This window comes from Donghicola mangrovi, from assembly GCF_013377535.1.
Classification (GTDB): Bacteria; Pseudomonadota; Alphaproteobacteria; order Rhodobacterales; family Rhodobacteraceae; genus Donghicola; species Donghicola mangrovi.
Window position 1 is genome coordinate 455,079 of sequence record NZ_JABCJE010000001.1, and the last position, 14,275, is coordinate 469,353.

The window sequence follows — 14,275 nt, forward strand, 5'->3', positions numbered from 1 at the left end:
TTAGTGATCCTCGTTCTTGGGCTGGCGCGACGGGTTGATGTCCATCGGGTATTCATCCGGCACGTCACCGCGGCGATAGGCCAGACGCGACAGGCTTTCCAAGGTCAGCATGACCGCGCCCACAACCGCCAGGAACACCCCGAGGTCAAAGCCCATCGCCGTCGCCAGCTCGAACTTTTGCAGCGGAGGGAACTGGAAGTAGCCAAAGTCGCTGGTCAGGAATGGCATGTTGTTAAAGAACGCGCCGATACCGGTGATTCCTGCGGCCATCACACCGCAAGCAATGCTGGCGTGATAGGGGAAGCGCTGGCGTTTATCGGCCCAGTCATAGCCCGACGCCATGTACTGCATCAGCAGCGCAATCGCGACGATCAGACCCGCGACAAAGCCGCCGCCCGGATCGTTGTGTCCGCGCAGGTAGATGTAGACACCCACCATCAGCGCGATCGGCAGCAGCAGACGGGTCGCGACAACCATCATCATCGGGTGCTCGTCGCCCGCGATGGGATGATTGGGCTTACGCTCCAGCAGTTTCTGGCGGACTTTGGAGCCCAAGAGCCCTTCGGTGACGCCATAGATGATCAGGGCCGCGATCCCCAGCACGGTGATCTCGCCAAAAGTATCGAAGCCTCGGAAGTCTACGAGGATCACGTTCACCACGTTGTTGCCGCCCGCCAGATCGTGGCTCTGCGCCAGATGGTATTCGGCAATCGAGGGCATCGCGAAATCGGTCAGCATGATCACATAGGACAGCGCCGCCACGGCCCCACCCACAAACACCGCGATCAGGATGTCACGGACGTGACGGCCATTGCCGCTGTCCTTGGGGGTGAATTCGGGCAGGAAATTCAGCGCCAGCAGCAGCAGAACGATGGTCACAACCTCGACCGACAGCTGGGTCAGAGCAAGGTCGGGCGCGGACAGGTAGTTGAACGACAGCGACACCACTACGCCGATGATCCCCAGCACCACCAGCGCCAGCAGGCGATGACGGTGATAATAGACCGTGACGCCGGTCGCCGCGATCAGAGCAAACCACGCGATGATCGGGATGATATCCGCCTGCATGGGTTCACGCGGCAGGGTCACACCTGCGCCACCGCTAAAGGCATGCCACGACGCCAGCACGGTAAACAGAAAGAAGATCGCCGCATAGCGGGTCAGCTTGCCGTCGTGCAGGGTGTCGGTGATCCAGTTGGCCAGCTTGGTCGCCGCATCGATGATCGCGTCAAAGATGACCTTGGCATCGGGACGGGGCACCGCGTGCCACAGGCCATGCGCCGGACGGTACAGCGCCAGCAGCACAAGGCCACCCAGCACCGCCACACCCGACATATACAGGGCCGGCGTCACACCATGCCACAGCGCCAGATGGACGTGCGGATGCGCGTGGTTCCCCAGAACCGAAGCCGCGGTGGTCTGAACGATACCGCCGACCAGACCTTGGCTGAAGAGACCAATCAGCACGACCAGAACCGCCAGCAGCGCGGGCGACAGCCACATTCCGAACGGCGGATCGTGGGGGTGATGCGGGTAATCATGACGCTCGGCGCCGAACCAGGTGTGCAGCAGCAGACGGAACGAATACGCGACCGAGAACAGCGCGCCCAAAGTGGCCAGCGCCGGGATCAACCAAGCGTTATCCCCCAGCTGCGCGTGGGCCGCAGCCTCGAGCATCATTTCCTTGGACAAGAAGCCGTTGAAGGGCGGGATACCGGCCATCGACAACGACGCCACCGCCGTAATCACGAACGTGATCGGCATCAGATGACGCAAGCCGCCAAGGCGGGTGATGTCCCGCGTATGCGCCTCGTGATCCACAATGCCCGCAGTCATAAAGAGCGAGGCCTTGAACGAGGCGTGGTTGATGATGTGGAACACCGCGCCAATCGCCGCCGCCTCGGTGCTAAAGCCCAGAAGCATGGTGATCAGGCCCAGATGGCTGACGGTCGAGTAGGCCAGCAGCCCCTTCAGATCGTTCTGGAAGATACCGATCAGCGCCCCCAGAACCATCGTGATCAGACCCGCCAGAGTGACGATCCAGAACCATTCCGTGGTGCCCGACATCACCGGATACAGGCGCGCCATCAGGAACAGGCCCGCTTTCACCATCGTGGCCGAGTGCAGATAAGCCGACACAGGGGTCGGCGCAGCCATCGCGCGCGGCAGCCAGAAGTGGAACGGGAACTGCGCCGACTTGGTGAACGCACCCAAGAGGATCAGCAACAGCGCCGGAACATAGAGCGGGTCCGCTTGGATCAGGTCGCGCTTTTCCAGCAGTTCGGTCAGCTCGTAGGTGCCCGCGATGTGCCCCAGCAGCAGCATACCACCGATCAGGCCCAGACCGCCCATGCCGGTCACGGTCAGCGCCATACGCGCGCCCTGACGACCCTCGGGCAGGTGTTTCCAGTAGCCGATCAGCAGGAACGACGACAGCGAGGTCAGCTCCCAGAACACCAGCAACATCAGGATGTTATCCGACAGGACAATACCCACCATCGCGCCTTGGAACAGCAGAAGGTAGGTATAGAAGTTCCCCATCGGGTCCTTCGAAGACAGGTAGAACCGGGCGTACAGGATGATCAGACACCCGATACCCAGGATCAGCGTCCCGAAAAGCAGCCCCAGACCATCAAGGTAGAAACTGGCGTTAAGACCAAGCGCAGGCATCCACTCGACCGAGGCCGTGATCACTTCGCCGCGCAGTACGGCGGGGGCGTGAACCAGCAGACCAATCAGAGCGGAAAGCGAAATGATACCCGTCCAGGTGGAGCAGGTATTGCGCCCCGCCTGGATCATCAGGCCGGGCAGCAGTGCGCCAATGAAGGGTAGAGCAGCGATCAGAAAGAGTGACACCGGGGCTGGACCCTCAATTAGTTGCAGTTAGCGGTTTGGTTATCAGGCTACCCGCCTGTCTTCAATCATAACGGAAACTATTAGGACGCTCATGCACGTCAAATTTGCTAATGACACTACACCAAAGGTTAATAATCACGCTCGAAGAAGATACCCAGACTGCTCTGACCTTCGTCATTGACCCCGCCTCGCGCGGTGACCGACGGGCTGATGTCAATGTTCAGATTCAACTCGGTTTTTCCGGCCGCCCCTACGGTCACGTCCGTATAGACACTGTCCGAGATATACTTGCCCGCGCGCAGAGCGGCGTTGCCCTGATCGTCGGTCGTGACGTCCAGATCATCCAGATCGAACCCTTGGCGCAACTTGGACACGATGCCTTCGCCGCCTTTGCCGGCCAGCACCGCCACCGCATTCGCCAGTTGCAGCGCCTGAAAGGCCGACAGACGGCTCATATCGCGGCCGAACAGCAGTTGGGCCAGCACTTCGTCCTCGGGCAACTCGGGCGAGGAGCTGAACGTCACCTCGGGCGACATCGCGTCCCCTTCGACGATGATATAGGTCAGCACGTCGCCTTGCTGGGTTTCCACAACCAGCCGGATCACGGGGACCAGCGCCCCCTCCATGCTGATATACCCTTCGTCAAAATCGAACCGCTGCCCCAGCAGCAACAGGCGCCCGCGCACCAGATCGAAGCGCCCGATGGGAATAATGTCCGCCGTAGTGCCCCGCAGGCGGATCTGACCGCCCAATTCCGCGTCCAAGCCGCGACCGCGTACGAAAATCCGCGCAGGGGCCCGAATGGTCAGGTCCAGCGGGATCGCCACGCCAGAGCTTTCATTCGCCGCCTCGGGTTCCGCCGTCGCGGACAGGCCCGCCCGATCAAGGGTCTGCAACACCTTGGCCGCCGCGCCCTGATGGGTGATGTCGGGGATGGCCCCCGCCGAACCAGCGCCCGTTTCGGGGATGCGCAGTTCGGCTTCGGACAGGACAATCTCGCCCTTCAAACGCCCGCCATTCAGTGCAGGCCCGTTGAAATTCAAGCTCCCGCCAAGGGTCGCCTCATACAGCCCCGGATCGTTCAGCGTCAGGTCGGTGATCACCACATCGGCGTTCACATCGAACGCGCCCGTCAGGCCAACCGTCCCCGTCACGCTGATATCGCCCCCTTGGGAGCCACTGGCCCGCATATCCAGACGCACCTGATTGCCGCCAATCGTGGCCGTCCCGCCAATCGCGTTCAGACTGATCCCCGACGACGGCTCCGAGAACATGCCATCCGACAGCGTGACCGTCCCGCTCACCGCGTCCAGACCCGCAGGCCCGCGCACCGCCAGATCGAACCGCGCATCGCCGGACACCTGCCGCGGCGCAATCATCGGGTTCGCCAGCGTCAGCGGCACATCCCCCGTCGCCGTCAGGTTCAGCGTCCCATTCGCGGCAATCGAGCCGCCAACATTCGCCGTCATCCCCGCAGGGCCGGTCAGCGCCGCATCCACCGTCGTCATCTCGGCATCCCCGCCCACCTTGGCCGTGATCGTCACGGGCCCCGACAGCTCGGCCACGAGGCGACCCACCTCGGGCACCCGCGCCTCGGCCTGCAGGGACTTGCCGGTGTCCGAAACGGAGCCACTCGCGCTCAGGCTCAGGTTCCCGCCGTTCAGCGCCAGCCTTTCTAGCGTCAGCGTCGCGCCATCGCGCAGCACATGGGTGTCCAAACTGAACTGCCCGCCAAGCACCCCATTGATATGGGGGTCCCCCAGATCAATTCCGCTGCCATTGCCGGTGATCACCAGATCAGCCGTTGTGGCCGACACGGTGCCCGTAACATCCAGCTGCGCCTTGCCGCCCAAATCCCGTCCCGCAAGGGCCGAGAACCGCGCCGCATTCCCCACATTCGCCGTCAGGTCCACCGTGGCGACCTGAGTGTCCACGTCCACCGACACAGTGCCATTGGCCCCGTAATCCGCCCCTTGAACCCGCAGCGGATCCAGAACCAAGGGCGCGCCATCGGTGTACTCAAACGTGGTCTGAACCGTCACATCCTGACCCAAAGCTTGCGCCAGCGCCGCGCCGGCAGGCTTCGCCCCAGCCAAAGCCGCCTCGACAGACCCGCGCAGGGCCTCGATCACGCCGCCCTCCCCTTGGGAGTAGCTGCCCGCGCCCTTGATCAAGGCCTCGGCCACCGCGCCTTGGGGGTGCTTCACGCCGGTCAGGTCCGTATTCACCGACCAGCGGCCATTGCCTGCGCTCAGGTCAATCCGCCCGCCAGACATCGCCAACTGGTCCTGCCCCAGCGGGATCACCAGCCCTTCGGGGCCGCTCAGGACACCATTGACCGACAGCTGCCGCAAGGTTGCCCCCGCCAGCGCAATCTGCCCGTCCAAGGCCGCACGGCCCGCGCCGCCCTGACCCAACAGGCTGAAATCCTTGACAAAGGTGTTGAACTCGAAATTCGTCTCGGCGCTGCCGATGGTGCCGTTCGCCTGCACCCGCGCGCCGCCGGTATTCATCAGCAGCTCGTCCACGGTCACGCCGGTTTCATCCCGCCGCGCAACCACAGACACGGTGCCATCGCCGCCAATCAGCCCGTCGATCATCTGCTGACCGATCTGAAGCCCTTTGGTATCGCCGCTGACCCGCAGGTCAAACGCACCGGACAGGGGCACCACCTGCCCCGCCACCGCAAACTCGGCCGCCCCGTTCAGATCCATCCCCGACAGATCGCGCGCCTTGGCCAGATCGTCGGCCACAACCTTCAGGTCCAGCTTGGTGTCGTACCCGCTTTCCAGCCCGTCGATGGTGGCCGAGCCATTGGCCGTAAAGGCCAGCGCCTTGATCGCCAATTCGCTCAGGTCCAAGGGCTGGCCATCAACCGCGTGCAGCGTCACGCCGCCAGTCACCACGGGGCCCAGCAAACCTTGCAGCGCAGCGTCCGCCATCTGCATCCCAGCGGTGTCGAAATCGAACCGCGCCGTCACGTTCTGGGGATTATCGCCATCCGCCGGAACGATCTGTCCGCGTCCCTTCAGGGTCGCCTCGGGCAAGGTCACCGCCGCCTGCACCAGATCGCGCAGCACAATCTGCCCCTGCCAATCGGGGGCGGTCGCCGCATCATGCCCGATGTCGATGGTCACACTGCCCACGGTCACATCGGTCGCCAGCGTCAGCGGCTGCCCATCCGGCGCCCGCAGTTCCCCTTGCAGATCAATGCTTTGGGGCAGACCAGACGGCGAAATCACCGCACTGCCCTGCAGGTTCGCAGCCCGCGCATCCACCGTCAGATTCTCCAGCGTCAGGGTGCCGTCATCGGCCTTGGCCGCCGAGGCCACAAGCCGCGCGTCATCCCCCAGCAGCGCATGATAGGTCGGCTCGACCAAGGGCCGCAGATCGCCCCCCAGATCAACGTCCAGCGCCTGCCCGCGCAACGTCACCTGCCCGCCCAGACGCAAGGCATTGTCCGTCCGCAGCGCCACATCCACAGTCAGATCATCCGCAGGCCCCTGCCCTTCGATCTTCAGATCAACGCTGGGGCTGCGCGGAATGCCCGACAGTTTCGACACGATCCCGCCCGCATCCTCGGTCGCGGCGACCAGAATAGCGGCGGTGTTCGCGTTCGGGTCATAGGCCAGATCGACCTTGAAATCCCCCTTGGGCCCGTCAGTCCGCTGCGCCTCGAGCGCGACAGTCCCGGCCCCGTTCGCCAACTGGGCAGAGCCGCTCAGGCTCAGGACCGCGTCCTGACCGATCACATCCGCCCCAAGCGAAGCCTTGGCGACCTCCAGCTTTTCGACATTCACGGACACCGGCAGGTCCGGCAGCGTAAACGCCGTCGCCTCGGGCGCAGGCACGTCCACCGCGTTCGACACAGGCTTGCGCGGCATCGAGATGCTGTCGGCGGACAGCTCGTTCACCTCGATCCGGCCCCGCAGCAGGGCGGCGCGGCTCCAGTCCAGGGCCAGCCCTTGGGCGTCCAGCCAGACCCCCTGATCATCGGCAATCGTCAGGCGGTCGATCGTGGCGCGCGAACTCAGCGCGCCCGAGAACCCCTCGATCCGGACCTCGCGGCCCGCACCGGACAAGGTGTCCTGAAGCAAACGCTCCAGATACCCCTGACCGTCCTCATCCTGCGCCCATGCCGCCAGAGGCAGCATCAGCATGACCAAAGCCGCGAAGATCCGTTTCAAAACGCCTGTCCGATCCCGATATAGATTTCCAATGCGCCGCCGGGGTTATCCCCTGTGATCGGCGTGGCCAGATCCAGCCGCAAGGGGCCAATGGGCGTGTCATACCGCACCCCCAGACCCGCACCCGCGTGATCCGCGCCTTCGGTGTCCCAGCCAGCCTCGGCCCCGATGAACCCGTAGTCCACAAAACCCACGGCGCTGATCGCATCGGTGATGCCCTGCCGCAGTTCCAGACTGGCCCCCATAAAGGTGGCCCCGCCGCCGTTGCCATAACCCAGCGACTGGTATTTCTGGCCGCGCACGGTCCCGCCGCCACCGGAATAGAACTGGAAGTCCGCAGGCACTTCTTCGACCTTGGCCCCTTCGATCCAGCCCAGTTGGCCGCGCAGGGCGAACACAGTCTTATCCCCCGCGCTGACATAGGTGCGCGCGTCCAAAGTGCTGCGAATACCCTCGGGCGTGTCGTTCAGACCCCAGAACGGCATGACCTCGCCGCTCAGGTAATAGCCGCCCGTGGCCGAGGCCCCGCCCTTGCGCTTGTCATAGGTGGCCGAAACGGGGAACAACAGCTGGCTATAGCTGGTCTCGCCGTCCGCATCGTCGATCGTGGCACGGCGGAAGGCCAAGCCGTACTGCACCGTCAGATCATCACTGGCCTGACGGACGATACCGATGTCGGTGCGGAACTGGTCGCTCAGGTATTCGGGTTCGTCCAGACGCTCTAGCGTGGACTGGATGAACAGCGTGTTGCGCGGGTCAAAGGTGGCCGGACGTTCGAAACGGGCGGACAGGTTCAGGTCCTCGCCGCCGGTGGTGCCACCGATCCCCGCAACCTCGGCGTCAAAGCGCAGCTTCTCGGCCCCGCCCAGAATGTTCCGGTGCATCCAGAAGGTCGACAGCGTCAGCCCCTCGTCCGAGATCAGCTCGGCGCCGAAGCCGAAACGGCGCGGCTTGGCCTCGACCACGTTCACTGCGAAATCAAGGTATTCGCCGCCGCGGATCTCGTCGGATTCTCGCATGGTGACAGACCGGAACGCGCCGGTATTGCGCAGACGGTTCGCTGCCGCCGCCAGATCATCTGGGTTATACACCTGATCACGGGGCAGCCCTGCGATGGCGCGGATACGCTCTTCGCGGACGTTCTTGTTATTCTCGACCGTCAGACGGCCGAATTTCAGCTCCGGCCCCGGGGTCAGCCCCAAGGAAACATCCAGCTTGCGCGCCGGATGGTCCGCGGTGATCTGCTGTCCTGTCAGTTCGGCCTTGGCGTGACCCTGATTGCGCCACGCATCCACCGCGTCCTGACCGGCAGTGCGGATCACATCCAGCCGCGCATCCTGACCCACGGCATAGCCGTCTGGGGGAACGGTCCCCTCGGGCAGCGGGCCGATATCCGCGCGGCCGAACGTGAATTTCGGGCCGGTTTCGACCTTGATCCGCGCTTTGGAAAATTGATCCGGCAAACGGAAAGGGTTCAGCTGTGTGGCCTCTTGTCCGTCCAGTTGGACGCTGACCGTCGGCCCATAGTAGCCCTCTTCGTACAGGACACCCACAATGGTGTTATATTCCGCCAAAGCAGCAGCGGCATAATCCTGTGCGGTCGCGTCCTCGGTCTCATCAGCAGCATACAGCCGCGACGCCGTCTTCAGACGCTCTTTCAGTGCATCATCCCCGCCCTTGACGGAGAGATCGATATCAATCGCGGGCAACGCCGCCGAAGTCATGAGCCCCAGCAATGCCGCGGCCGAAAGTCCTGAACGAATAAGTCTTTGCATCGCCCCACACCTAGCGCCTGGGGGCAGACTAGGCCAACAAAAACCGGTTTGCACCAGATGTTCACGGCAATGGCGGTTTCCCGCTAACGCCCCGAACGGGCCAGATGTTCAGAAACTTGCCCCTCGGGCCCCGACATGACGCAGCACCGTTGCTGCCTCAGGGCCAGAGGGAATGTTAATGCGTCCCGCAGGGGCCTGTCACAGACCAGTGCGTCTGGGTGTATGATCCTCGATAACCCAACGCACCGGTCCTCAGAACAGACCGGACTCTTTGGCGACCAAGGCAGCCTGAGTACGGTTGTGAACGCCGATTTTGCGGTACAGGGTTTTGACGTGCAGCTTCACGGTGGGCTCGCGGACATCCAGATTGCGGGCAATCTCTTTGTTCGACAGACCGCCGCTCAGGCCTTCGAGAACCTGCATTTCACGGCGCGACAGTTGCGAGGCCAGCGGGTGATCGCTCAGATCGCTGCTGTCATCGTGCGACATGAATTCCAGCGGGGCGTACTGTTCACCCATCGCCATGAAGCGGACCGCGTTCACAACGCTGCGGGCCGACAGGGTCTTGGGCAGGAAGCCTGCTGCATTTGCGGCCAGGGCCTGCTCGGCCACATCGCGGCTCGCTACACCCGAGATCAGGGCAACGCGCTGGCCGCCGTTCATCTCTTTGACCTTTTTCAGGCCTTCCAGACCGTTCATGCCGGGCATGTTGAAATCCAGCAGGATCAGATCGAAGGGCGCTTCGTTTTCGATCTTCTCGACAGCGCCGTGCAGATCTTCGGCGGTGCGGGTTTCAATATTCCCTTCTTGCTTCAGGTACAGCTCCAGAGTGTCCCGCAGCAGTTCGTGATCGTCGGCAATCAGAATTCGCATTTGTGTGTTCCCTATGTGTGAGCCGGATTTGTCGCGCTTTGCATTTGTCATGCGATTTTAGTTACGAGCGAGACGCGGCCGGAGTTTCGAAAAAAACAGGAACCATGAACTATCAACCGATAGACCCACTATGACATAAAAAGTTGCCAGAAGGAACGTCCTCGGCCCATTTCGGGCAAGCTGGAATACCCTACCGTTAGCACCAGAACTTACCACTTTGGGGATAACCCACACCCTTGGAAACGTTCGTTCGGGTCTATCCAATCACCTGTTTTTGAAGGGATTTATAAATATGCAGAATTTATGCTGGTTTTTTCAGCCTTCAATAAATCACTTGGGATTACGTATTAAGCAAAGCTCATTTTGCATAGGCGCAAGGCCGATGCCTAGCCGAAATAATAATTCGAATAGCCAAATTGGAATCGTTCTCGAGTTAGAATGGATTTATCCTAAAGGTGATTTTTAATACCTAGGCATCTGATTCACCTAATACTTCCGTATCAACCCTGAGGCGTCATGCCCGATCGCGCCTTCCCGCGTTTCAGTCCCAGACTGTGTTCGCGCCAAATCAGCAGCCCACCGGCGAGAATCACTACAGCCGCGCCCGCCAGCATTTGCAGGGTCGGAACCTCGGCAAACAAGAAGTACCCCATCCCCAGCGCAATGATCATCGAGCTATAGTCGAACGGCGCCACCAGCGACGCCCCCGCGAACCGGTAGGCCGAGGTCATCAGGATCTGCCCCATCCCCCCGAACAGGCCCGCCCCGATCAGCAGCATCAGCGCGGTGGGGCCCGGCATCACCCAGCCAAAGGGCGCCGTCAGCAGCGACAGCACCGTCGTGGTCACCGTGAACCAAAAGACAATGGCACTGGGATTGTCGATCTCGACCAGACGGCGGATCTGCACTTGGGCCAAGGCCCGCGCCACCGCCGATCCCAGCACCAGCACCGCACCCAAGGTCGCGCCCGCCTCGGCCGTTTCCAGCGTCAGGCGGGGCCACAGCACGATCAGCACCCCGATCAGGCCCAACAGCACCATTGTTATACGGAACGGCCCCACCCGCTCGCCCAGCAGCAGCGCGGCGAACATCACCGTCAGCAGCGGCGCAACGAACCCGATGGCTGTCACCTCGGGCAAGGGCAGCAGCCCCAGCGCCAGAAAGTTCATTCCCATCGCCGACGCCCCGATGAATCCGCGCAGCACGTGGCCCAGCGGGCTCTTGACGCTCAGGCCGGTTTTCAGGGCCCCGCGCAGGAACAGCCAACCAAACAGCACCGGCATCGCAAAAGCCGAGCGGAAAAACACAGCCTCGCCAGTGGGGACATCGTCCGCTGTGGCCTTGACCATCGCGGCCATGGACATGAACACGACGACAGAACAGAGCTTCAGAGCGATCGCCTTGAACGGCTGGTATGTTTCGTAGGGCATAGTTCGGCAGTGCGCCTGTTCTGTTGATGCGTCAAGTATTTAGCCATGTCCTGCGGACAATCACGCTATTACTTTTGCGCTCAGGGGTTGTGCAGAAATGGAATGACGCCCCACCCCGCTGACATATCTCCGCCGCCCCAAACAGCAGGTTCCCGCCGAAGCCGGTCACTTAATCGCGTTCGATAAGTGAATTTCCTGTGATTGAACAATGCCTTAGCCTGCACCAACTATCCCCCAACGCCGACGAACGGCGTCTTTGTGATTTTGAAATAACAGGAAAGGTTGAGATCATGGCTATCAAAACCGTTGCACTGACATCGCTTATTGCCCTTGGGGCCGCCCCCGCATTTGCAGGCTCGCTGACCCCTCCGCCCGCAGAGCCGCCCGTGTTCGTGGCCACCCCCGAACCCGTCGCGATGAAAGGCGACTGGACCGGCTTTTACGGCGGTGTGCAGCTTGGCGGTGGCAAAGTCACCACCGATGACGGCTCCGACCTAGAGGGTCAGGGCGGCCTTGGCGGTGTGCACCTGGGCTATGACTATGACTTTGGCGATTATGTGCTGGGTGCCGGCGTGGAATATGACGCAGGCGAGGTCGAGCTGGATAACAGCAACGAGGCCCTGCACGATGTGACCCGCCTGAAACTGCGTGCCGGTTATGACATGGGCCAAGGTCTGCCCTACATCACCGCCGGTGCGGCCGCCGCGAACTTCAAGGACGCTGGCTATAACGAAGGCACCTTTGTCGGCCTCGGCTATGAACACAAGGTGACCGACAACGTGACCGTCGGCGGCGAGGTGTTGCGACACCAGTTCTCCGACATCAACGATACGAATGTTGACGCAGATGCAACCACCGCTCAGGTCCGCGCGTCCTACCGCTTTTAACGAGTACCCGGGTAGTAGTATCCCCAGTTGACCCAAGTAACGAGTAGGCCCCCCGCTTCACCGCGGGGGGCTTTCGTTTTGGCCCCAACAAAAAACCGGCCACCCGGGGCCGGTTTTCCGTTTATTCCGCCGCGCGCTTGGGCAGCACCCATCCGGGCCGGGCAAAGTGGCAGGTATATCCGTCGGGCTTGCGCTCCAGATAGTCCTGATGCTCGGGCTCGGCCTCCCAGAAATCGCCGACAGGCTCGACCTCGGTAACCACCTTGCCGGGCCACAGCCCGCTGGCGTCCACATCTGCGATCGTGTCCAAAGCCACCTCTTTCTGCGCGTCATCCACATAATAGATGGCGCTGCGATAGCTCATCCCCAGATCGTTGCCCTGCCGGTTCGGCGTGCTCGGGTCGTGGATCTGAAAGAAAAACTCCAGCAGCTGGCGATAGCTGATCACCGCCGGATCAAACAGGATCTCGATCCCTTCGGCGTGGGTGCCGTGGTTGCGGTATGTCGCATTGGGCACGTCCCCACCGGTATAACCAACGCGGGTCGCCGCCACCCCGGGCAGCTTGCGGATTAGATCCTGCATGCCCCAAAAGCATCCCCCCGCCAGAACAGCGCGTTCCTGACCCATCTCTTTTACTCCTTCTCGACCAAGGGCACGTAATCACCGTACCCCTCGGCCTCCATATCCTCGAGCGCCACGAACCGCAGCGCCGCCGAGTTGATGCAATAGCGTAGCCCACCCTGATCGCGCGGACCATCATCGAACACATGCCCCAAGTGGCTGTCCCCATAGGTCGAGCGCACCTCGGTCCGGATCATGCCATGGGTGGTGTCGCGCAGTTCCTGAATGAACTCGTCGCTGACGGGGCGGGTGAAACTGGGCCACCCACAGCCCGATTCATACTTGGCCGAGGACACGAACAGCGGCTCCCCGCTGACGATATCCACATAGAGGCCCTTTTTCTTGTTCCCCAGCAGGCTGCCTGTGCCGGGCCGCTCGGTGCCGCTCTCTTGCGTCACGTAATAGGCTTCGGGCTCCAGTGCGGCGATCACATCGGGGTCGCGGGAATACTTGGACACCAGACCTCTCCTCTTTGGTTGATGGACCATATGTGGGGCACAAAGGGTCGCAGGCAAACCCTCTGACATATTGATGACAGAGCAGTGAGGCCTCTGGCGTCCGCACAAAAAGCCGGATAGAATCAGTCTAGTTGTAAGGCAGCCCACCGCGCTGCATCGGCCACGCCCTCATCGGGGTCGGTTAACAGCGCGGTGGCCACTTCTTTCAGCGACGCATCCCCCGAATTCCCGACAGCATACAGCACATTCCGCACGAACCGGTCGCGCCCGATCCGTTTGATCGGACTACCGCTAAACCGCTCGCGGAACGCGGCATCGTCCAGCGCAGCCAGCTCCCGCAATTCCGGCGCCACAGTCCCCTCTCGGGCCGCATAGCGCATGTCACTTGCCGCCACAGCGAACTTGTTCCAAGGGCACGCGGCTAAACAGTCATCGCAGCCATAAATCCGGTTACCCATCCGCCCGCGCAAATCCTCGGCTACGGGCCCCTTATGCTCGATCGTCAGATAGGAAATGCACCGCCGCGCATCCATCTGATAGGGCGCAATAAACGCCTCTGTCGGGCAGGCCCGCAAACACCGGTCACAGCGCCCGCAATGATCGACCTCGGCCCCATCCACCGGCAAATCGAGTGTCGTAAACACCGACCCGATAAAGAACCAGTTCCCCATCTGCCGACTGACCAAGTTCGTGTGCTTGCCCTGCCAGCCCAAACCTGCCGCCTGCCCCAAAGGCTTCTCCGGCACTGGCGCGGTGTCCACAAACACCTTCACCTCGCCGCCGCCTTCGGCAATCAGCCAGCGGGCCAAGCGCTTCAGCCGCTTCTTCACCAGATCGTGGTAATCCTTGCCCCGCGCATACACGGAAATCGCCCCGCGATCAGGCATCCCCACTACGTCCATCGGGTTCTCGTCGGGGGTATAGCTCTCTCCCAGCACGATCACCGACCGCGCCTCGGGCCACAGCGCAGCAGGGTCCCCGCGCCACGACATCCGCTCTTCCATCCAGCCCATCTGGCCATGAAAGCCCGCCGCCACAAACGCCTCCAACCGCGCCGGAACCTCCGGCACGTCCCAAGGGCGACACACCCGAACCTCGGAAAACCCCTCGGCCCGCGCCTGCGCCACCAATCGGGCTTTCAACGCGTCAGTCATTCATCTTGGTCCAAATACCCCGGGGGTGCGGGG

At 62.2% G+C, this 14,275-nt stretch carries 9 protein-coding genes; 1 reads left to right on the forward strand and 8 read right to left on the reverse strand.

The genetic code is table 11. The features are described from left to right. The 5 genes from HJ536_RS02420 to HJ536_RS02440 all read right to left on the reverse strand — a co-directional run bounded on the left by HJ536_RS02420 (position 1) and on the right by HJ536_RS02440 (position 11,121). Positions 1–2,856 (reverse strand): monovalent cation/H+ antiporter subunit A, encoded by a 2,856-nt coding sequence (locus HJ536_RS02420; RefSeq protein ID WP_177156531.1) that lies wholly within the window; start codon positions 2,854–2,856, stop codon positions 1–3. A 128-nt stretch (positions 2,857–2,984) separates the two neighbouring features. Continuing rightward, a complete protein-coding gene (locus HJ536_RS02425) occupies positions 2,985–7,043 on the reverse strand; it encodes a translocation/assembly module TamB domain-containing protein (protein ID WP_177156532.1) in 4,059 nt (1,352 codons plus the stop codon). After that, positions 7,040–8,818, reverse strand: a complete 1,779-nt coding sequence (locus tag HJ536_RS02430) for an autotransporter assembly complex protein TamA (RefSeq protein ID WP_177156533.1) — start codon at positions 8,816–8,818, stop codon at positions 7,040–7,042. Before HJ536_RS02430 ends, HJ536_RS02425 begins: the two co-directional genes overlap by 4 nt. Before the next feature lie 252 nt (positions 8,819–9,070). Continuing rightward, positions 9,071–9,691: a response regulator transcription factor gene (locus HJ536_RS02435; protein WP_177156534.1), complete on the reverse strand. Its 621-nt coding sequence runs from the start codon at positions 9,689–9,691 to the stop codon at positions 9,071–9,073. Positions 9,692–10,191: 500 nt separating this feature from the next. Beyond that, positions 10,192–11,121 (reverse strand): DMT family transporter, encoded by a 930-nt coding sequence (locus HJ536_RS02440; RefSeq protein WP_177156535.1) that lies wholly within the window; start codon positions 11,119–11,121, stop codon positions 10,192–10,194. 290 nt (positions 11,122–11,411) lie between these two features. Between HJ536_RS02440 and HJ536_RS02445 the strand changes: the two genes are divergently transcribed. Continuing rightward, complete coding sequence (locus tag HJ536_RS02445) at positions 11,412–12,008, forward strand: outer membrane protein (protein WP_177156536.1); 597 nt, start codon at positions 11,412–11,414, stop codon at positions 12,006–12,008. 121 nt (positions 12,009–12,129) lie between these two features. Here the strand turns inward: HJ536_RS02445 and msrA are convergent, their stop codons facing one another. The 3 genes from msrA to queG all read right to left on the reverse strand — a co-directional run bounded on the left by msrA (position 12,130) and on the right by queG (position 14,242). Further along, the gene (gene msrA / locus HJ536_RS02450) at positions 12,130–12,636 is read right to left on the reverse strand and encodes a peptide-methionine (S)-S-oxide reductase MsrA (RefSeq protein WP_177156537.1); all 507 of its coding nucleotides are present in this window, start codon (positions 12,634–12,636) and stop codon (positions 12,130–12,132) included. Positions 12,637–12,641: 5 nt separating this feature from the next. Then, positions 12,642–13,088 (reverse strand): peptide-methionine (R)-S-oxide reductase MsrB, encoded by a 447-nt coding sequence (gene msrB, locus HJ536_RS02455; protein WP_177156538.1) that lies wholly within the window; start codon positions 13,086–13,088, stop codon positions 12,642–12,644. A gap of 122 nt (positions 13,089–13,210) precedes the next feature. Further along, the gene (queG, locus tag HJ536_RS02460; RefSeq protein WP_177156539.1) at positions 13,211–14,242 is read right to left on the reverse strand and encodes a tRNA epoxyqueuosine(34) reductase QueG; all 1,032 of its coding nucleotides are present in this window, start codon (positions 14,240–14,242) and stop codon (positions 13,211–13,213) included. Between the last annotated feature and the right edge of the window lie 33 nt (positions 14,243–14,275).